Source organism: Massilibacteroides sp. (genome assembly GCF_028705895.1).
Classification (GTDB): Bacteria; Bacteroidota; Bacteroidia; order Bacteroidales; family Tannerellaceae; genus Massilibacteroides.
Map to the genome: position 1 here is coordinate 31980 of NZ_JAQWCQ010000021.1, position 20547 is coordinate 52526.

Genomic DNA, 20547 nt, shown 5'->3' on the forward strand with positions numbered 1-20547 from the left:
TGTTTTTGTTGACCGACCGGATATTTCGTATCACCGGAAAAAGTCATAATTTTGCAATTTATTTAGAAAAATAATATGAGAGCGAAAATTCTTTCTTTTTTACTTTTTACTCTTTTTCTCGGGGCTTGTGCGGTTCCTAAAGATGTTGTATATTTTCAAGGGGTCGACGAATTAACAAAAGAACAAATTAACCTGCTTTCCCGTCAATACGAGGCTCGTATTCAGCCTGACGATTTATTGTCGATTGCAGTAACTGCTCCGGATCCAACGGTAGTTACTGCCTTTAATCCTCCGGCAACAGCTTATGCTGCGCAAGGTGATGAGCAAATTCGCAGTACAGAATCCATGTTTACCTATCTTGTCAATACAGACGGAGAAATAAATTTTCCCATATTGGGGAAAATCAAAATAGGCGGTTTGACAAAACGGGATGCTGTTGAATTGTTACAGGAGAAAATATCCAAGTATGCGTCTAATCCGTTAGTGGATATACGTATTTTGAATTATAAAGTGACTATCTTGGGTGATGTAGCCCGGCCCGGTACAATTGGCCTCAAAAATGACCGTATTTCAGTTTTGGATGCTTTGGGGTTGGCAGGAGATATGAACCTTAGTGCTAATAGAAAGAATGTGATGCTGATCAGGGAAACAAATGGAGTGAAAGAATATGCACGACTGGACTTTACAGATACATCATTGTTTAGTTCGCCGTATTATTTTTTACAACAAAACGATGTTCTCTACGTAGAGCCGAATGATGCCAAGAAAAAGAATGCGGGATATAGTCAATCAGATCAGTTTAAGCTGACTATTTTTACTACTATATTGAGTACTATATCTGTAATCTCTTCAATTATCATTGCGACAACTAGATAATAAAGAAAATGGGAATAAAAGATAACGAAACTATTGGTCTTAAAAGTATTATTGTTAAATACTTACATCACTGGAAACTGTTTTTTGGAGTTGGTTTCATCTCTTTAATTATAGCTGTTTTGTATTTAGTTCTTTCTCCGAAGACGTATGAAATTATTTCCCGCGCTCAGATCATTGATGAAGAGGGAACAAGTGGTATGTCTTTAAGTGGTGATGCCGCAGGGATGATGAAGTCTTTTGGATTAGGGGGTGTTACCAGCGGCAATATTATGATAGACGATGAAGTTGCCGTATTTGAATCGCACGATCTGATAAAAAATGTAGTGATGAAACTCGGATTGAATGCTCAATATTCGACTTCGTTTTTTTTACCCCTTAGCATGTATGATGAAACTCCGTTGTTGATGGACGCGGATTCAATGACCTTGCTTACGCAGGATAGAACGATTGAGTTTTCAGTCAAAGTAGGAAAAGATGGAACCGTTACAATAAAAGGGGATGACGGTGAAGAAAAAAAACAATTCAATTATTCCAGTCTGCCCGCTGTTATTCAATGGAATGACTACACGTTTACCCTTCGTTCCAATCCGAATTATAAAACTGATGGCAGAATAAAATTAGATATAACCATGACACCTCCGAATTGGGTTGCCGAAGATTTGTCGGAGGAGATATCAGTTGATACGTATTCCAAGAATTCTAATCTTATCGAATTTCTTTATACGGATTATGAAAGGAAAAGAGGACGGGATATATTGAATACACTCATCGACGAATACAACCAGCGTGCCGACAAGATAAAAAAGAAGCAGGCAAATAAAGAGTTGGGTTTTCTGAAAGAACGTATTAATGAAATGGTGACGAATCTGATGGAAACAGAGCTGAATATAGAAAAATATAAAACCAGTCACAAAATCACAGATATCGAATTTGATATGATGTTCTATTCTGAACAAATGAAAGAGATACAGAAAAAAATGATCGAACTGGAGATGCAGTCATATGCAATCAAGTTTATGGAAGATTTTATTTCCGATCCGAAGAATGAATACAATTTAGTTCCTTCATTACTCGGAATTGAGGAAGGCGAGAACGGTTCTACAACTATTTACAATCAATTGTTGGTTGAACGTGAACGGATGCTTCTCAATACGAATATCAATAACCCGACATTGTATGCTCTGGAGAAACAAATTAAGCAACTGCGCAAGAGCGTGTTTCTTACCATCCAGAATGCACAAAAAAGTATTCGATATGCTGTTGGCGATATGAAGGAGAAAGAAAAAATGATTCTTGCTAGAATGGATAAAGTCCCTTTGCAGGAACGGGAGTATATGGATTATGTGAGACAAAAGGAAATATATCAGGGTATTTATCTTATACTGCTTCAGAAACAGGAAGAAGCAATAATGAAAGTAGGACAGGATTTTGATAGGGCTCTGGTGGTTGATAAAGCCTACGCGTCCAGTCGTCCAATCTCTCCACGCAAGCTTTTTGCCGCGCTGTTTATGGTTGTTTTCACATTGGTGGTTTCTGTAGGATATCTTTTCTGTAAAGAACAATTTATCGAATTGAAAAAAGAATTTCTTAAGACGAAGAAATAAGACGTGAGTTTAAATGATAAAATCGGCATATTAATAAGGAATAAGATTTTTTTATACGTATCGTCGCGCTATGTAAGCTACGGACTTCAGTTTGTAAACTCTATTCTTCTTGCAGTCCTACTTTATGATTATTATCCGGCGTATGGCTTTATTTTGATAGTCTTGCAATATATTACTCTTTGTAATTTAGGCATTCCTTATTCCTTAAATATCTTTCTTTCTTTTAATAAAGAGAATAAAGAAAAGATGCATCAATTTTTATCTACATCAATATTTATTTACCTTTTTGTCTTCGCGTTTATTTTTGCATTTTTTTATTTGACACCATTGGTTGGAGTTGAAATAGGAGAAAAGTATCATTTTCATAATTATACCCTCTTTGTAGTCTTGATTGGAATCTTTTCACATCTGAACGCGCTGTATTCGAACTATTTTCGGGTGATAAATAGGTTGAATGAAATCGTTTTTTGTCAGTCGGTTATTCCTGTTTCGGTTTTTTGTCTGTTGTTTTTCTTTAAAGGGGAGACTTTGCTCAATCTGATTTTGTGGGCTATGCTTATCGGCAATATCACTGCCCTTATTTTATTTTTAAGCAGAGAACGATTGCAGACATTTAAACCGGATTTTTCCCTGATGCAGCCGATGATTAAAAAGGCCTTCTTTTTATTTTTGTACAATACTTTTTTTTATCTGATTCTGCTGTCAACCCGCACGATTGTCAGCGAACAATATTCGGCCGTTGAATTCGGATTGTTTACCTTCTCTTATACAATGGCCAACTCTATCGTTTTATTGTTTGACTCCTTTTCTTTTCTGATTTATCCGAAGGCAATCAACCGGTTTAGTAAGGCAGATTCGACTGAAGTGCTTCGTATAGTTGATCTGATTCGTAAGAATTATATCACATCAATTCATTTTGTTATGTATTTGTTTATTCTTCTTTTTCCCTTGATAATACTTTTCTTCCCTCAATATAGTTCCATATTCGAATGTTTTGCATTGATTACGCTGACTGTTGTTTTGTATAGCAATTGTTTTCCTTATTCCAGCTATCTGATAGCAATGGGTAAAGAGAAACTGTTGAGTGCATTATCCGGTGTTGTGCTGGCTCTGAATGTGCTGTTTGCTTTGTACATCAGCTTGTTCCTCAAAACGGGTTATGAGTATGTGATTCTGGCAACTTTGCTCTCTTATTTTATCTATAATATATTACTGGTTTTCTTCTCTAATCGTTTGTTGATCGACATCATGACTTTTGGGAAGTTCTTGCGATTGACCTTTCCGGCACGTTTGTTTGTGCCCTTTTTTATAATATTAGGTCTGGTTTTATTTGATGCTTCTTATATCTGCTATTTTTTTGTTTGGGGATTATTTGTTTTGCTGAATAAAAATCAATTAAAAGAAATTATGATAACTTTAAAGAAAATAGCGCAAGACTCATCTGTGATAAATGTATAAATGAAGCGGAATATCTACATATGTTCAAAGCCGTTGCAGTATTTTAATCTAAGAAATATAAAGTACGAGAATGGAGAAGCGGAAAAGATTTTGATTATTCATGGTCGTTTCATAGATGCGAAAAGATTTTTTGAGCAAGTGCAGGTACTGGACAAAGATTGGGATCGTATCGTTTTTGTGGACAGCTGGACGAAGCTATATACTTTTTTGTTTTTCCATCCGGCCGGGAATGTATTTGCCGAAATCGACAAGTCATTTGTTTACGGCATCTTTCATCTTTTGTTTCGTTTCCGTCGTTTTTATATTTTTGAAGAAGGTTTCGGAAGTTACCGCACAGACCGTATAGATGAATCCAGAGGATTGAAACGGCTAATAAACCGGATAACCGGAGTCGGAAAGCATGTCGGTTTTTCATCTTTTCTCACAGGACAATATCTATATCTGCCGGAGTTATACAAGAAACAGTTTCCGAACTATCCGAAACCCGTTTATACATTCTCGAAACCTTTCGTGGAACGTATGATACAAGAACTGCCGTTGTTTCTTCAACTCTCGGATGGGTATGAAGAATTTCTGCACTATCAGGGTAAGAAAATAGCCATTTGTCTAACAAACCATGTGCTTAACCCTCGTCTGATAGGATGTTTGCTTGAGGCGAAACCACGCTTTGATGTTGTTTTCATAAAACCGCATCCGCATCTCAAAGATTTGAACATATTCGAGCAATATAATTTGCCGATTGTACGTTCTAATATCATGGTTGAATTTTTGCTCACTTTACTATTGAAAAACGAGAATCAACTGACGGTTTTTCATGAAAACAGTACATCGGTTATCTGGTTTCAAAACAAATTGGAGAGTGTTAACCGGGGAGAGCCATTAGAAGCGTATAATATTGTCGCTGATTACATTAAAGAAAATATACAATAGAATCAAAATATAAGAAATATGAATTATAAGTCAGTCTTAATAACAGGTGGCACAGGTTCTTTCGGAAAGAAATTTGTTGAAACAATAATAAAGAGATACCCCGAAATTTCCCGGATTGTTATTTATTCCAGAGATGAATTAAAACAATTTGAGATGGCTCAGATTTATCCGCATGATAAATTTAAGCAACTGCGCTTTTTTATTGGTGATGTTCGTGATGCCGCTCGTTTGAAACGTGCATGTGAAGGTATTGATGTGATTATACATGCTGCCGCATTGAAGCAGGTACCCACAGCCGAATATAATCCTGACGAATGCATTAAAACAAATATAGGAGGTGCCCAGAATATAATTGATGCTGCCTTGGCGACTGACGTAAAAGTAGTGGTGGCTCTTTCAACGGACAAAGCTGCAGCACCTATTAACCTGTATGGTGCGACCAAACTCTGCTCCGACAAATTATTTATTGCAGCCAATAATATCAAAGGAAAAAGAGACCTCCGCTTTTCAGTTGTCCGTTATGGGAACGTAATGGGTTCCAGAGGTTCTGTGATCCCCTTTTTTATGAATAAAAAGAGCTCGGGAGTACTTCCTATTACGCACAAGGATATGACCCGGTTTAATATTTCATTGGAAGAAGGTGTTGACATGGTCATGTGGGCTATTGAAAACGCAATTGGCGGAGAAATTTTTGTTCCCAAAATACCATCCTATCGGATCGAAACCGTAGCCAAGGCTATTGCTCCGGATGCTAAATTAGAATATGTCGGTATTCGCCCCGGAGAAAAGTTGCATGAAGAAATGATTACGGAAAGCGATTCATATAACACAATCGAATTCGACCGTTATTATGCTATACTGGCTTCCGGAGTAGATAAGGAGAAATTTAAACAAGCCTATAATGCGAAAGACGTTCCTCTTGGATTTAAATATAATTCAGGAGAAAATACAGACTGGGAGACCGTTGAGAGTATGCGCGAGAAAATATTGAAATATGTCGATCCAACCTATAAATTCTGAGATGAAACCGATATCATACGGACGCCAGCATATTACGGAGGAAGATATTCAGGCAGTTGTTGATGTATTGAGATCTGACTATCTGACACAAGGCCCACAGATCGATCAATTTGAAAAAGCATTTGCTGCGTATGTCGGTGCTAAGTATGCTGTTGCCGTTAATAACGGAACTGCCGCCTTGCATCTTTCTGCATTGGCCTTGCAGGTCAAAACAGGGGATAAAGTGATCGTCACCCCGTTGACCTTTGCCGCGAGTGCAAATTGCATTCGTTATTGCGGGGGTGAGGTTGTATTCTGCGATATAAATGCAGATACCTACCTAATGGATTTAGAGAAGTTGAGAGCTTTGCTTTCTACTTACCCGAAAGGTACATTCAAAGGGATTATCCCCGTAGATTTTGCCGGGTATCCTATTCAGGCAGAAGCTTTCCGGGAAATAGCCGATTCTTACGGTTTGTGGATAATAGAAGATGCCTGTCATGCACCGGGAGCTTATTTCTTGAATAGTAAAGGGCAGAAACAAGAAACCGGAAATGGCGTTTATTCAGACCTTACTGTCTTTTCTTTTCATCCGGTGAAGCATATCACAACAGGTGAAGGAGGAATGGTTACGACCAATGACCCTTTGCTTTATGAACGCTTATTATTATATCGTACGCACGGAATCACAAAAGACCCCCAAAAGCTAATGCGACAAGAAGGCGGCTGGTATATGGAGATGCAGGAACTGGGTTATAATTACCGGATTACCGATTTTCAAGCAGCACTTGGTTATTCGCAGCTAAAAAGAGCGGATTCGGGAGTGGAACGCCGGCGTCGGTTGATTGAACGATACAATAGCGCCTTTTCAAGAACCGATAAGATAAAGACTCCAGTCGAAGAGAAAGGAATATGTCATGTGTACCATTTATACGTAATTCAGGTAGAAGACAGACTTGGCTTATATAATTATTTGCGTGAACATCAGATTTTTGCCCAGGTGCATTATGTTCCGCTTCATACGATGCCGTATTATCTGGAAAGAGGGAACAAGGTGGGTGACTGTCCCGTGGTGGAAGAATACTATAAGCATTGCTTGAGTCTGCCTCTATTCCCAACCTTGACAGATGAAGAACAGAATTACATTATAGACAAGGTCTTATCTTTTGTTGGAAAAAGCTGAACTATGTCGAAAAAGAGACTTGCCATCATACCTGCCCGTGGAGGAAGCAAACGCATTCCCGGAAAGAATAAGCGTAGTTTTCTTGGAAAGCCCATCATTGCTTATTCAATAGAAATAGCCATTCGCTCCGGTTTGTTTGATGAAGTCATGGTTTCTACGGATGATGAGGAAATTGCAGCGATTGCCGTCGAATATGGGGCAAGGGTTCCCTTCTTTCGTTCAGTAGAAAAGGCTGGTGATTATGCTACCTTGACTGATGTTTTGATTGAAGTTGTGCAGGAATATGAAAGTCGGGGAGAAGTTTTTGATACCCTTTGTTGTTTGTTGGCTACAGCTCCTCTTCTGGCAATAGATGATCTGAAAGCTGGATATGCGGCATTAGCAGAAGGAGGCTTTGATTCTGCCTGTGCGGTTGTCCCTTTTTCTTATCCTATCCTTCGGGCTCTTGACCTTGCCGATGATGGTATATTGAGTATGAGATGGCCGGAATATGCTTTTACGCGTAGCCAGGATTTAAAAACGGCTTACCATGATACGGGAACTTTCTATTGGATCAAACGGGACACATTACTGTCGGAGAAAAAGCTTTTTACTGCAAAGGGTACAGCTATCGTTTTAGATGAACGTTCCATACAAGACATTGATACGGAAACCGATTGGTTACTGGCCGAACTAAAATACAAATTAAAATTTCCCTCGCCATGATAAAGGCTGTTATTGTCACCGAAGGATACAAATACACCGGCTATGGACATATTACCCGTTGTACGGCAATTGCCAAAGCTTTTCAGCAACTTAATAATGTTGATGTTTCCTTTATTCTGAATGGTGATAAACCGGCGTTAACTCTTTTGGCGGATTATAATACAGTTGTGCTGAACTGGCTGGAAGAGGAAGAGCAACTCATTGAACGATTGTCGGCTTGTGATATCGTTGTGGTAGATTCCTATTTGGCAGCCGAAACCATATATGAGTCAATTGCAGAAACGGTTGGAACCTGCCTTTTTCTGGATGATTTTAACCGTATAGATTATCCTCCGGGTATAATCGTTAACGGAACTGTCGGTACGGAAATCTTAACCTATCCTTCACAAGCCAAATCTGATCTTCTTCTTGGACGAAAATACGTGTTGTTACGCCCTCCTTTTCCGGATATGCCTCCAAGAACTTTCTTCAAAGAGCGGATTGAAACAATCCTGATAACCTTTGGAGGAACCGACCTTTTGGGACTTAGCCAAATAGTTCTTCCTATTTTAACCGCTGCCTATCCTGATGTAAAAAAGTATGTGATTCTGGGATCTTCTTTTTCGGAAGCGAATAAAATAGAATTACTCGGAGATGAGCAAACTGTCTTTTTCAGGAATGTCACAGCAGAAGAAATGGGGAAATTGATGGCGGAAGCTGATGTGGCAGTTTCTGCAGCCGGACAAACCATAAATGAATTGGGACGAACCGGATTACCCACCGTTATTTTTAAGGTGGCAGCCAACCAGGAAAATAATATTAAGGGCTGGATAGAGAGTGGTTTTATTACGACTTATATTGATGCCACTCAACCATGGTCGGTTGATGAATTGCTGGATGCTTTAGCTGCTCTGGAAACTGCCGATATACGGAAAAAACGTTCTCTTTTGGGGCAATCAGTTATTGATGGTAAAGGTGCAATACGTGTTGGCAAGGCTGCCGTTTCATCTCATTGTATAAAAAAGATGAGAATAGCTAAGGCAACGGACGCAGATTTGATTCCGCTCTTTCATTTAGCCAATGATCAGGAAGTCAGAAAACAATCTTTCTCTACGAATCCTATTACACTTCAGGAGCATAGCAACTGGTTTCTGTCTGTTCTAAAGAATACAAACCGGTTACTTTTTGTTTTCTTTGTCTGTGATTCGTTTGTCGGTCAGGTACGTATGGATATAGCTGATGCCAAGGCGGTGGTAAGTATTAGTCTTCAGGCAGAATATAGGGGGCTTGGTCTGGCATCTGAAATGTTGCGTCTGGCTTTGTCGGAATTAAAAAAAGAACGAATAGAAGTGGAGTTAGTCTGTGCTTATGTAAAAGAAGATAATATTGCATCTCAGAAATTGTTCTTGAAAGCTGGATTTCTCTCTTGTGATTGTGAAAAAGAAAAGACGTTGAAGTATTATTATAGTTTATGAAAATGAATTTATTTGAACAGTATTGCTTGAATGATCCGAATTCAGATCGAGTGTTTGTGATTGCAGAACTTTCTGCGAATCACAATCAGAATTTTGAGATCGCTGTTGAAACAATCCGTGCAGCAAAGGAGGCAGGAGCTGATGCAATAAAATTGCAAACCTATACAGCTGATACAATAACGATAGACTGTGACAATCCTTATTTCCAGATAAAACAAGATACCTTGTGGGATGGAACAACATTGTATAAATTATACCAACAGGCCTATACTACTTGGGAATGGCAGCCTAAATTGAAACAAATTGCCGAAGAAGAAGGGCTTGTCTTTTTTTCTTCTCCATTTGATAAATCTGCTGTCGATTTTTTGGAAACAATGGATGTACCGGCTTATAAGATTGCCAGCTTTGAGATCACGGATATTCCCTTGATCGAATATGTTGCATCAAAAGGAAAGCCAGTAATCTTTTCTACCGGTATTGCTACCCGTGAAGAAATTGAAGATGCTATACAAGCCTGCAGAAGGGTGGGTAATGAACATATTGCTATGTTGAAATGCACATCTTCTTATCCAGCGCCTATAGAATTAGCCAATCTAAAAATGATACCTGCTATGCGCGAAGACTTTGGCGTCCCCGTAGGCTTGTCAGATCATACTATGGAAGGAATAGTTCCTGTTGCTGCAGTCGCTTTAGGTGCAAGGATAGTAGAGAAACATTTTATTTTAGATCGTTCTATTGGGGGGCCAGATTCTACCTTTTCTATGGAAAAAGATGAGTTTAAAAAAATGGTTCAAGATATTAGGCAAGTAGAAAAGGCCTTAGGGAAAGTTTCTTACGAATTATCTGAGAAAGTGAAAAATAATCGTAAATTTGCTCGATCTCTTTTTGTAGTTAAGGACATGAAAAAGGGGGATATTATAACGGAAGAAAATGTAAAATCTATTCGGCCGGGAGATGGATTAGCTCCGAGATATCTACCGGAAATAATGGGTGAAGAAGTAATTTGTAATATAAAAACCGGGACCCCTTTTGATTTTAAATTTATAAAACGTAAATAGACTATAGAAACAAATTAATACCATAAATAAATTGAGGCATACATGATTTTATGAAAAATAAGCTCTTTTTATTGTTTTTTGCTCTCACGTTACTGTCGTGCTCTAAAGCGGAAGTAGAAAGAGAATTACGCTCTGGGACTCTCTTGACGTTGACAAATGCTAGTTTAGTCGAAAAAAAAGATGGTTTTCACTTAGCTTTTCCTTCTATTTCTGCAACTGCTGATTTTCCAAAAATCTTTATTGTTTATCGCGAAGGTAAAACTCATGTGAGTTATGATGGTGTTCTTATGCAGAAAGAGAGTATAGATAAAGGGAAAACATGGATTAACAAAAAGATTATTTATCAACCAGCTTCGGGTGCTGATGCTCGTGATCCGCAATTCTTGAGACTTCCAGATGGTACTATACTTTGTCGTTTCTTTGAACGGAGTTTCTCTGCTGAAGGGAAAGAAATATCAGATGTGAAATGCCTTATCTCAAAAAATAATGGGCACTCTTATACTTATTTATCAACACTACCTAATATATCACAGAACAATCTGTGTGGAGCAAGGGGGAATATGTTGCTTGTGAATAATGAAATTTTTTCAGTGAGTTATAATCAATGGTCTAATTCTTGGTTAGTCAAATCACAAGATATGGGGAAGACCTGGGAGTATGTTACCAGTTTGGATGGAACTATTAACCCATATTACCCCGGAACGCGAATTAATGAAGTTTCCATTGGCTATGATAAAGGAAAGATGTTGCTCATTGGTCGTCAGGCGGAAAATGGTGATAAAAAACTACTTGCCGGAATCAGTGAAAACTTCGGGATGACATGGACATGGGAAAAAATATCGATTCAAGGACATGCTCCTTCTCTTACTTTTGCTAAAGATCGTTTTATTCTGTCTTATCGGGATGTTTCGTCAACTTCGAATTTTAATTTCTCTGTGGTTACCATGGGAATTGATCAAGCTCTTCTCTCTGAACCTGAAGTTTTAATAACTGATAGTTCTTTCGATTTGGGATATGGAGATGTATTGCTTCTTGAAAAGGAATATCTCATTTGTTTTTATTGGAGAAATATGATTTTTTGTATGACAAAGCCTATAGAGTTTTAGTTCAATAACCCCTGATATAGTTTATCTAATTCCTCGTTTATCTTTTTCTGTCCAAATGTGTTCTGTGATAAATCTTTTGCTGCATGACCAAGTTTTTGTCGTTGCAATGTACTTCCCATTAATAATGATATTTTTTCTTTTAACTCAACGATATCCCCAGGATGGAATAAATAGCCGTTTTTCCCATCTATAACAATGTCAGGTATTCCACCTACGGGAGTGGTAATGAAAGGTATTCCATAAGAGCATGCGTCTAAAATCGCAGTAGGGAAGCCTTCAGCATAACTTGGCAAGCAAAAAATAGAGGCTTTTGAAAATAAGTTGTGTTTTTCCTCTCCAGTAATCCATCCAGGGAAAATAACAAGGTCTTCTATGCCTGATTTTTTAGCATATTCTTTTCCTTGCTTTATTTCTCCATTCCCTGCCAAAACTAATGTCCAGTCCGGATACTCTTTTGTTGTTTGTGCAAAAGCTTCAATTAGATCAATGTATCCCTTTTTTTTATTTAGAACACCTGCATATAAAACGATTTTTTCTTTCTCAATATTTAAAGTATTGACTTGTCTGCAAGGGTTGTAAATTACAATACATTCTTTTTTGGCTCCAAGACTACTGATAACCCAATCTCTTACAGATCGTGAAAGCGTAATAACAGCATTTGCGTTTTTAAAAACGAATTTATATAAAGGAAAGAAGGTGTTGTTGATAGTATTAGTATGAAAATGAATTACTGTTTTTTTTCCCCATAGTTTAGAATATAGAAAAAGAGGAAGCTTTCGTACTAATGAAGGAGCTTCACTTAAATGAATGTGTATTATGGAATAACGTGGAATTATGGTTAAACTAATAAAGTAAGCCTTGATTGCAAACATTAGTTTATGAAAGTTACTCCCATCGGAATGCGTCTCAAGCCATTTCACATGGTATTTGTCCCAGAATGGAAACTTTTCATATATGTTCAGAACTGCTGTAATTCCTCCCTTCGTTTTTTTGGAAGTAGCGATCATTAAAACCCTTTGCCTGTTCATTTTTTCTCTTTAATCCTATTGTATTCATCGTTAATTAAACGCGGTAATATTTTAATGAATTTTGCATATCGTGGAATGTTTTTCTTCGGTTCTTCAAATGCTCTATATAACCATTCTAATTTTAGTTTTAACATCCAGTTCGGTGCTCTTTTAACCTGTCCTGCTCCACCTGCATTAAAATTAAAAATTGCGCCAAAACCAAACATGACTCCTCTGTCGATGTACGGTAAAAGACGAAACATAAATTCTTCCTGCTTTGGTGCGCCTAAAGAAACCCAGATGATATCCGGACTATATTCGTTTATTCTGTGGGCAATTTCTTGATAATCAAAATTTTCTACAGTCCTAAATGGTAGTCCGATGAATGGCATGTCTTCTATCGTAGGATCAACCATTGATAGGTTGGTTCTTAACCCTGCAAGTACTTCATCCGTATTACCTAAGAAATACTGTTTATATCGGCATAAAGAAACATACTTAGTGAATAAATCCGCACCAATATAAGACGTGAGATTCTGTTTATGAATTCTGCCTAAAATACGTGCAATATTAGAACCATCACAAATATTTACTAAAGCGTTATTGACAACATTAAGGAATGCAGGGTTAGTATTGGCGATTGTTAGATTGTTACTTTCTATTGAGCAAACATATCCTTTCCCTTTATTCGCAATTGTTGATTGAATAATCTTATCAACTTTAGTTTTGTCAAACTCCAGATTTACATTAAAATATTGTTTCATAGAGTTGATTCTACTATTTCTTTTGCTATCCAATCGTACTGTTGTCTTAAACCCTCTCTTAGTGTAACTTTAGGTTCCCAACCTAAAATCTGTTTTGCCTTAGAATAGTCTGCTGCTCTGGCTTTGTCACCCTCTGGCTTCGTTAAATCATATTGGATGGAAATTTCTTTTCCGGATATGCCAACGACTAATTCCGCTATTTCTTTGATTGATGTACAGACGGACGGACCTATTTGAATCACACCTTGGCTCCAGCCTTTTTCCAAGGCCAGGCATAAAGCGTTTATAATATCGTCAACATGGATGAATGCTCTTCCCTGTGTGCCACTGCCCCAAACAATGAATTCTTCTTTAGGGTAATTGATCGCTTTTCTGATTAAGGCCGGAATAACCTGACTCCTTTCTCCAAAATCACAAGGAGTACCATAAATATTGTGGAACATCAATACACAGGTAGGAATGCCTGTTTCTTTTTCCAGTAATTCCGTTTCATATTGCCCCATCAGTTTGCTCCATCCATAGGCAGATTCAGGCATGGCCGGGTAGAGCTCGGATTCCTTCAGAGGGATAACATCGAGACTGTTTTGACGGGTAAGCGGAAAACTGCAAGCCGTTCCAACATATAGAAACCCCTTAAGTGTGTCTTTTGCTTTTCTCGCAGAAGTGATGACATTTGAGTTGATCAGGAGATTTTGTCTGAATAGGTCTCCCTGATTATTAAATACATAACTGATCCCTGCTACGATATCCGCTAAATGAATAATACATTCTACTTTTGATGCAAGATCGTCACAGCTATTTGCGACAGACAAATCGCACTCAAAGAAATGGGTGTTCAGGGGAATAACCGGTTCCCCTTTGTCATCATTCAGGTAGGCTAATTTTCCGCGCCATAAGTTGTCCACAACGAACACTTCTTTTCCTTCTTTGACTAATCGTTTAACTAAATTAGAGCCAATCATTCCTGCTCCGCCGGTAACTAATATTTTATTCATGGATCTTTATGTTGTTTTTATTTTCAATTTCCTTTGATTTATTATTTTGCACCCCCAGTATTAAGCCAAGAAGCATCATCATAAAAAATCCTTTATTGCTCGTGAAAGAAGCTTCTGCTACATTTTCAATAGCTAAATAGCACGTAATAAGAATGGTTAATAAAAAATATTGAATATCCTGTCCCTTTTTGAAATACTTATAGGATTTTACAATAATGTAAATCCAGAAAAAGATAAAGCAGCAAGCACCGAATACGCCAAACTGTGCGAGAGACGGATAATAGGTGTCGGCTATAAATGAAGACATTTGTTTACTGAGCCCCCATACCGTATCTATGCCGTATTCTTCGTACGTTTTGGAATAAAAAACAGCAGAAGCATGCGTTCCAAAACTGGCTAATCCACTACCAAAGGGCATATAATCCTTAAATATATCAAATGAAGTCATATACAAAACTGCTCTGGCTTTCAAGTCTTCCTCTTCGCCTGTTGCCGCAGTAATGAAATAAAGCTGGAGTTTATCGTAGGCCACAACGAACATTCCGACTAATACTACACAAAGAACAGATGCCGTTTTGAAATTTAATTTTAGTCGTTCCGGCTTATTCAGATAAAAAATGAGGGCTGTAGCAAGTACGAAAAACCCGTAAAACTTGGATCGTCCGGAGGCAAGACCGATAGCAAGCATCAGTATAAAAGCTATTTTCTCCTTTTGGGTATAGTTGCTGAATAACAAATAGACCATGGAAAGCGACATGATGCAAGTGGCAAAATTTGTCGGGTGCTCCATTACTTTTCTAAAAAAGCCTTCGTCAGGAAAGCCTAAAAGTCCGATCGGTAATAAAATCCACCAAGCCAAGATACAGGTCTGTTTAAGTATTGTTTTTTGCCTTTGGGAAAATATAGGTGCCATCTGGTACATCGTAAAGAAGGCCAAGTAGGGCTTGAGTTGGATGATCAGGTCGAACAGGATTCCTTTGGTTGAGTTGCTTTGTATGGTGATGGAGTAGATCAGATAGAACAGGAATAGCGCTAATGTGGTCAGGAAGCCTTTGCTGAAATCCCAGTCTTTGGTGTTAAAAACGTGATAGATATAAATGACCAGTAACAACAGGGCACATAATTCATCTGCACCTTTAAACCGAATAATATTATAAAGTAATATTCCAAAAAGTAATGTAACGAAAAATAGTATATATAATAATCGTGATGTTGTGTCTTGTAACATGATTTCTCGTTCTGCTTTAGTATGAAAATAACGCGATATAGCCCCCTTTATTGCTCGTTGTTTTATATTAATGATACAAAGATAGGCTATTTCACGAAGAGTGATTATTTTTGCTTTGAACATAAAACTAACAAAATGAAAATAGCAATCGTAGGAACAGGATATGTGGGATTGGTGACGGGTACTTGTTTTGCGGAAATGGGGACGGAGGTTTATTGTGTTGATGTGGATAAAACTAAAATAAATAACCTGAAGAATGGTATAATTCCGATTTATGAACCTGGGCTTGAGGAGATGGTGATGAGGAATTATCATGCGGAGAGGTTGCGGTTTACTACTGATCTGAAAGACTGCCTGAATGATGTTGAGGTTTTGTTCTCAGCAGTGGGCACGCCTCCTGATGAGGATGGAAGTGCTGATTTGCATTATGTGTTGGATGTGGCACGTGAGATTGGGCGGAATATCACTAATTATTTATTGGTTGTTACCAAAAGTACGGTTCCTGTCGGAACGGCGAAGAAAATTAAACAGACAATTCAGGAGGAACTCGATATGCGGGGTGTGACAGTTGATTTTGACATAGCTTCTAACCCCGAGTTTCTAAAAGAGGGGGCTGCCGTTAAAGATTTTATGAGCCCGGACAGGGTCGTGGTAGGAGTAGAGACAGAGCGTGCGAAGGAGTTGATGACTCGCTTGTATCGTCCTTTCCTGCTGAATAATTTTCGTGTGATATTTATGGATGTACCTTCAGCGGAAATGACGAAGTATGCGGCTAATGCTATGTTGGCAACGCGTATTAGTTTTATTAATGATATTGCTAATCTTTGCGAACTGGTTGGTGCTGATGTAAATATGGTACGTAAAGGTATCGGGACAGATAATCGTATCGGCAGCCGTTTCCTTTATCCCGGTTGTGGTTACGGAGGATCTTGTTTCCCGAAAGATGTCAAGGCCCTGATCAGTACAGCTAAAGAATACGGCTATCCGATGCGTATTCTGCAGGCGGTTGAAGATGTGAATGATCGTCAGAAGTCGATTCTTTTCACAAAACTTGAGGATTATTTTCAAGGAGATCTGAAGGGCAGACAGATTGCTTTGTGGGGGTTGTCTTTTAAACCGGAGACAGATGATATTCGGGAAGCGCCCTCATTGGTTTTAATCGACAAATTATTAGCAGCAGGATGTACAGTTCGGGTTTATGACCCTGTAGCAATGGAAGAGGCAAAGCGTCGGTTAGGAGATTCTGTTGTCTTCTGTAAGGATATCTACGAGACTGTTTTGGATACCGATGGATTATTAGTAGTCACAGAATGGAAGGAGTTTAGGTTGCCTTCGTGGGATACGATTAAAAAGCTGATGCAAACACCGCTTATTCTGGATGGACGTAATATTTATGATACGAAGGAATTAGAAGAAAAAGGCTTTGTTTATAATAATATAGGATGTCCTTCAGTATGTAACGTTAATAAGAGACACTAAATGTGATATGAAATATTTTATTTATTATGCATTGTTTACAATGCTTCTTACTTTTTGTTGTTTTTCTTCGGCTGATATGTCAGTCGATCCTTCTAACCTGATAGAGGGTCGTAATGCCTTTACTCCTTTATTGGACGATAGTGTGCGCGTTGTTTCGTATAATTTATTGTTTGAAAAATCTGTTCCTGTGGAAGATGAAAGAAAATGGGAGAATCGTATTAAAACGATTGAGAAGTATGTTTCAAAGATGGATTGTGATATTATTGGAACGCAAGAGGCTTTGACTTTCCAAATAAATGATCTTCTAAAATCTTTAAAAGGTTACAAGAAACTTGGGCTCGATCTGGGAGGTCATACGAATGATTCTCGAGCTGAGAATGCTGCATTGTTTTATAAAACAGATAAATTGGAGGTGCTGGAAAGTGGAGATTTTTGGTATTCAAAGACTCCGAATGTTCCTGGGTCAAACAGTTGGAATTCGGGATATCCGAGGAAATGTACATGGGCTAAGTTTAAGGTGAAAACAACGGGTACAGTTTTCTTTGTTTTTAATTCTCACTTTTATGTTTTTGAAGAAGGGCATGAAGCCAAGACGCAATGTGCTATTATATTAGAAGCTAAAATAAAAGAATTAGCAGGTGAATATCCTGTAATTTGTACCGGTGACTTTAATTCTACTCCTGGATCTGCTACCCTGGCTCTTTTGTTAAATAATCAACTGTTAAAGGATAGTAGAGCTTTATCCCCTAAGGTAAGTGGCCCCGAAGGTACTTTTCATGGATTTAGTGACCAGGCGACAGTGCGGCTTGATTATGTTTTGGTAAATGAAAAGGTTGATGTTTTAAATTATAGAGTGTTAGACGATGAGTTAGTCGATGGACAATTTGGCTCAGACCATCTTCCTGTCGTTGTAGATCTTGTCATTTCCTCTAAATAGGTGACAGATTAATTGATCGGGTTTCAATTGTAAACCTTTAATGATGAAAATAATTTTTACAGGGGAATAAATAGTGAAAATTATCAATCCCCCGACTAACCTAAATTTAGAGGTAGGTCTAATCAAATTTAGAGGTAGGTTAAAAATGATTTAGAGGTAGGTGTAAATTAAAAGATAACCTTTATCGTCTTTGCTATATCCTTACCCAATCCACGCTTTGATACAAGAATATGCAAACAGAAGCTCCAGAATTCCCAGATCGTTTAATGCTGTCAGTCCAGGAGATGTGTAAAGTGGGTGATGAGAAAATGCAATAACCTTTTCATCCAGTTCCTGTTTTTTTATTTTTAGTACGTTTATATCTGACTTAAATCAGGAGGTAAAGTTACTTTTTTATTTGGATATTGATATATACTGTACGCAGCATAAAGATTCACTTCAATCTCTCCATTAGCGCCTCTTTCCGCTGAGAGTCTTTCAGCATATTGACAAAATAAATGGCATCATTCAAGCCCGTCTTTGATTTATTATTTTCGTAAACTTCAACGTAATGCTCAGCGTGTTCTTTTAAAAACTGCCGACAATCAACATTAATCATTGTCCCCTCTTTATAATCGGCATGAGATAGCCCAGAAACCGCATCATTTGCTTGGATAGATTTTATATTCCCGTCCGTTAATCCTTTTAAGTTGAGAGTGATTGAGGGGTAATAGAAATATTGACCTGACGGAAGAGGAATTGTTATCTTCAGGGCGTTTCCGGAAATGGTTTTAGTAATTATACTGTGGATGCGATAGTAATTGTATTCGTAATACTCTTCCTGATTTGGGAACCAGACGGAGTCATCTCCATCTTTTCCAAAATTATTATTCAACCAGATTAAAAAATCCACCCAGTCTTTTCCCGTGCCATGGACTCCAATAGCTATTGCTCCTCTGTTTTCTTGCTTTTCTTTTACAAGCGATTGGATGTTTTGTTTTAGATTCTCATCAGGAGAGTAGAAAACTCTTTCAATGAGGCTTCCGGCTAAATCATTCTTTACCTGAAAGGGGTAAAGCTTGATTCCGCCATTTTGTAATGTTATTGTTTGAATAGGTTTGTATCCGGTTGCAGCGGTAATGTAAGTTTTGTTTCCGTTTGGCTCTGCTAAAAACTTACATCCTCTGCCATTCAGGTTTTTGAGAATGCTGTCTTGAGCAATTATATAATGTTTAGCTATTGAATCTGCGTTGTTGACCGATTCCGTCAGAACATCGTGAAAGGCAATTCCGGTTCCGTAGTTCAACATCTCTTTTACATTCTCCCAAATAAGTCCTGATTTCATATAAAAACGATAATAATTGTCTGTGAATCCTTTGTCGACAATTGTTTTTGCATGCATCCATTCCTCTTCAGAAGCAATAGTAGTGGAAAAGTGGAATCGAACTTCGTTTCCTGCGCCATCCGTCGAACCGAGGGTCTTGCCTACAAGATATGAATCAGGAGGAGTGTCTCCGAAATAAAGCTGTCGGGCATCATAATAAAGTTCAGGCTCACTTCCATTTGGGAGCACTAAAGAACCAGAGACGGGCCGACCGTTAATCGCAGCCCATGTTCGCGAATAAGCTGCATGTTTACAGTCGTCTTGTGTTAATAAAAACAACCAGGATTTATTATATTTCAGTACAGGAATTTCTGTGTCAACTTTATCCAAATCTAAATTTCCGTTTGTCTCGATCAGAATTTCAATTACAGGATTTTTTATTTCATTACCAAAAGGATATAGATACGCTTCATAGGAACCTGATATAGTTTCTTCTGAATCATCGCTATCATTTGTTTCTTTTCCTCTGTAAAGATCCTTTTCTATACAGGAAGAAAATATAAATAATAGTAGTGGTAGTAGTGTTAAAATCCTGACCGACATGGGTACTTGTTCTGTTTGTGACAAAAATACATATTTTTATTGAGGTCTTGATATTATTTGTCTCTATTTGTCTTACTCATGCCCGGCTTTTTCATTTAAGAAATATTATTCATCGCTTGTTGTTGTAGTAAAAACTCTTATATTCGTGCGCAGCGATGCGGAAGCACCGCCTTAGGTGTTTCTTCTTATCGTTCGTTTTTAACATTTGATTGCCATTTGGAAGAACAGAAGGAAAAAAGTATCAGATAAGCGAAAAGGTACGGTTGAGATAATAAGGGAGTTATCGGTAAGCTTCATTAATATGTTGCATTTTCTGTCCCAAAAATGAGAAAAATTTAGATTTGATATATTCGTAACACATTGATTAACAACTATGGAATTTCCACCAATACCGCACCGGCATGGGTAGGGGGATTATACCCATAAATCAAAGTTTAAATGAAAAAGCCGTGTTACTCATGAAATATTGTTTTGATTATTATCTGTTATTGCATTTATAGGGCATCAGTGTCAACTCCTTTGTTGAGGGGTATCCATTCGGCTTGTGCTACGTATTTGCACTGATATCATCTATACTGTGCTACACCGAATGGAGGTAGGTTAAAAAAAGGATAAAGTGCGTGATTTTTTTCTCAATTGATAAGGCTATTTTTACTTTGAGTTATACTATCTGTTTGAAGAAACGGATTAACTTTGTTCTAAGGATATTAACTTTCTTTATTCTATTAAATCTTGAAGTTTCGCAAGTTAAAAACAGGAGTTGCTATTAAGGCATAAAAAAGGCATAGGGATTTTCATATATCACTGAAAATGAGTATATTTATAGTGTCTAAAGAATAAAATACTCAACCCTATGCC

General features: G+C 37.8%; 17 protein-coding genes. 12 read left to right on the forward strand and 5 right to left on the reverse strand.

What is annotated here, in order from left to right; translation table 11 throughout:
• Positions 1-75: 75 nt before the first annotated feature.
• The 10 genes from PHT93_RS07165 (at position 76) to PHT93_RS07210 (ending at position 11373) form a co-directional block, all read left to right on the forward strand.
• Positions 76-876 (forward strand): polysaccharide biosynthesis/export family protein, encoded by an 801-nt coding sequence (locus PHT93_RS07165; protein WP_300241183.1) that lies wholly within the window; start codon positions 76-78, stop codon positions 874-876.
• Between the two features lie 8 nt (positions 877-884).
• Positions 885-2480, forward strand: a complete 1596-nt coding sequence (locus PHT93_RS07170) for a GNVR domain-containing protein (protein WP_300241185.1) — start codon at positions 885-887, stop codon at positions 2478-2480.
• Between the two features lie 318 nt (positions 2481-2798).
• A complete protein-coding gene (locus PHT93_RS07175) occupies positions 2799-3938 on the forward strand; it encodes a hypothetical protein (RefSeq protein WP_300241188.1) in 1140 nt (379 codons plus the stop codon).
• The gene (locus tag PHT93_RS07180; RefSeq protein ID WP_300241190.1) at positions 3939-4868 is read left to right on the forward strand and encodes a hypothetical protein; all 930 of its coding nucleotides are present in this window, start codon (positions 3939-3941) and stop codon (positions 4866-4868) included.
• An 18-nt stretch (positions 4869-4886) separates the two neighbouring features.
• Positions 4887-5888 carry a UDP-N-acetylglucosamine 4,6-dehydratase (inverting) gene (pseB, locus tag PHT93_RS07185; RefSeq protein ID WP_300241193.1) on the forward strand — a complete coding sequence of 334 codons (1002 nt, stop codon included), beginning with the start codon at positions 4887-4889 and terminating at the stop codon, positions 5886-5888.
• A 1-nt stretch (position 5889) separates the two neighbouring features.
• Positions 5890-7050, forward strand: coding sequence for a UDP-4-amino-4,6-dideoxy-N-acetyl-beta-L-altrosamine transaminase (gene pseC / locus PHT93_RS07190; protein ID WP_300241196.1), 1161 nt, complete (start codon positions 5890-5892; stop codon positions 7048-7050).
• Between the two features lie 3 nt (positions 7051-7053).
• Positions 7054-7755 carry a pseudaminic acid cytidylyltransferase gene (pseF, locus tag PHT93_RS07195; protein WP_300241198.1) on the forward strand — a complete coding sequence of 234 codons (702 nt, stop codon included), beginning with the start codon at positions 7054-7056 and terminating at the stop codon, positions 7753-7755.
• Positions 7752-9209 (forward strand): bifunctional UDP-2,4-diacetamido-2,4,6-trideoxy-beta-L-altropyranose hydrolase/GNAT family N-acetyltransferase, encoded by a 1458-nt coding sequence (locus PHT93_RS07200; RefSeq protein ID WP_300241200.1) that lies wholly within the window; start codon positions 7752-7754, stop codon positions 9207-9209. The genes pseF and PHT93_RS07200 overlap by 4 nt, the downstream gene beginning before the upstream one ends.
• Positions 9206-10267, forward strand: a complete 1062-nt coding sequence (pseI, locus tag PHT93_RS07205; RefSeq protein ID WP_300241202.1) for a pseudaminic acid synthase — start codon at positions 9206-9208, stop codon at positions 10265-10267. The genes PHT93_RS07200 and pseI overlap by 4 nt, the downstream gene beginning before the upstream one ends.
• Positions 10268-10317: 50 nt before the next feature.
• The gene (locus PHT93_RS07210; protein ID WP_300241204.1) at positions 10318-11373 is read left to right on the forward strand and encodes a sialidase family protein; all 1056 of its coding nucleotides are present in this window, start codon (positions 10318-10320) and stop codon (positions 11371-11373) included.
• On the opposite strand, the gene PHT93_RS07215 is transcribed toward PHT93_RS07210, so the two are convergent.
• Genes PHT93_RS07215 through PHT93_RS07230 form a run of 4 tightly spaced genes read right to left on the reverse strand, consistent with a single transcriptional unit; the run spans position 11370 to position 15490 of the window.
• The gene (locus tag PHT93_RS07215) at positions 11370-12401 is read right to left on the reverse strand and encodes a glycosyltransferase family 4 protein (RefSeq protein ID WP_300241207.1); all 1032 of its coding nucleotides are present in this window, start codon (positions 12399-12401) and stop codon (positions 11370-11372) included. The genes PHT93_RS07210 and PHT93_RS07215 overlap by 4 nt on opposite strands.
• Positions 12398-13144: a WecB/TagA/CpsF family glycosyltransferase gene (locus PHT93_RS07220; protein ID WP_300241209.1), complete on the reverse strand. Its 747-nt coding sequence runs from the start codon at positions 13142-13144 to the stop codon at positions 12398-12400. Before PHT93_RS07220 ends, PHT93_RS07215 begins: the two co-directional genes overlap by 4 nt.
• Entirely contained in the window at positions 13141-14139 is a 999-nt protein-coding gene (locus PHT93_RS07225; protein ID WP_300241212.1) for an NAD-dependent epimerase/dehydratase family protein, read from the reverse strand. Before PHT93_RS07225 ends, PHT93_RS07220 begins: the two co-directional genes overlap by 4 nt.
• Entirely contained in the window at positions 14132-15490 is a 1359-nt protein-coding gene (locus PHT93_RS07230) for an O-antigen ligase family protein (protein ID WP_300241215.1), read from the reverse strand. The genes PHT93_RS07225 and PHT93_RS07230 overlap by 8 nt, the downstream gene beginning before the upstream one ends.
• Before the next feature lie 12 nt (positions 15491-15502).
• On the opposite strand from PHT93_RS07230, the gene PHT93_RS07235 reads away from it, so the two are divergent.
• Positions 15503-16846 (forward strand): UDP-glucose/GDP-mannose dehydrogenase family protein, encoded by a 1344-nt coding sequence (locus tag PHT93_RS07235; RefSeq protein ID WP_300241218.1) that lies wholly within the window; start codon positions 15503-15505, stop codon positions 16844-16846.
• Positions 16847-16853: 7 nt separating this feature from the next.
• Positions 16854-17783, forward strand: a complete 930-nt coding sequence (locus PHT93_RS07240; RefSeq protein ID WP_300241220.1) for an endonuclease/exonuclease/phosphatase family protein — start codon at positions 16854-16856, stop codon at positions 17781-17783.
• A 433-nt stretch (positions 17784-18216) separates the two neighbouring features.
• Here the strand turns inward: PHT93_RS07240 and PHT93_RS07245 are convergent, their stop codons facing one another.
• Positions 18217-19713, reverse strand: a complete 1497-nt coding sequence (locus PHT93_RS07245; protein WP_363318631.1) for a hypothetical protein — start codon at positions 19711-19713, stop codon at positions 18217-18219.
• Between the last annotated feature and the right edge of the window lie 834 nt (positions 19714-20547).

Bases quoted from the DNA above. Each gene is read 5' to 3' on its own strand.
- PHT93_RS07235 (WP_300241218.1), top strand. From the start codon at position 15,503: ATGAAAATAGCAATCGTAGGAACAGGATATGTGGGATTGGTGACGGGT.
- PHT93_RS07240 (WP_300241220.1), top strand. From the start codon at position 16,854: ATGAAATATTTTATTTATTATGCATTGTTTACAATGCTTCTTACTTTT.
- PHT93_RS07200 (WP_300241200.1), top strand. From the start codon at position 7,752: ATGATAAAGGCTGTTATTGTCACCGAAGGATACAAATACACCGGCTAT.
- pseB (WP_300241193.1), top strand. From the start codon at position 4,887: ATGAATTATAAGTCAGTCTTAATAACAGGTGGCACAGGTTCTTTCGGA.
- PHT93_RS07230 (WP_300241215.1), bottom strand. From the start codon at position 15,490: ATGTTCAAAGCAAAAATAATCACTCTTCGTGAAATAGCCTATCTTTGT.
- PHT93_RS07220 (WP_300241209.1), bottom strand. From the start codon at position 13,144: ATGAAACAATATTTTAATGTAAATCTGGAGTTTGACAAAACTAAAGTT.
- PHT93_RS07210 (WP_300241204.1), top strand. From the start codon at position 10,318: ATGAAAAATAAGCTCTTTTTATTGTTTTTTGCTCTCACGTTACTGTCG.
- pseF (WP_300241198.1), top strand. From the start codon at position 7,054: ATGTCGAAAAAGAGACTTGCCATCATACCTGCCCGTGGAGGAAGCAAA.
- PHT93_RS07215 (WP_300241207.1), bottom strand. From the start codon at position 12,401: ATGAACAGGCAAAGGGTTTTAATGATCGCTACTTCCAAAAAAACGAAG.
- PHT93_RS07165 (WP_300241183.1), top strand. From the start codon at position 76: ATGAGAGCGAAAATTCTTTCTTTTTTACTTTTTACTCTTTTTCTCGGG.
- pseI (WP_300241202.1), top strand. From the start codon at position 9,206: ATGAAAATGAATTTATTTGAACAGTATTGCTTGAATGATCCGAATTCA.
- pseC (WP_300241196.1), top strand. From the start codon at position 5,890: ATGAAACCGATATCATACGGACGCCAGCATATTACGGAGGAAGATATT.
- PHT93_RS07225 (WP_300241212.1), bottom strand. From the start codon at position 14,139: ATGAATAAAATATTAGTTACCGGCGGAGCAGGAATGATTGGCTCTAAT.
- PHT93_RS07170 (WP_300241185.1), top strand. From the start codon at position 885: ATGGGAATAAAAGATAACGAAACTATTGGTCTTAAAAGTATTATTGTT.
- PHT93_RS07180 (WP_300241190.1), top strand. From the start codon at position 3,939: ATGAAGCGGAATATCTACATATGTTCAAAGCCGTTGCAGTATTTTAAT.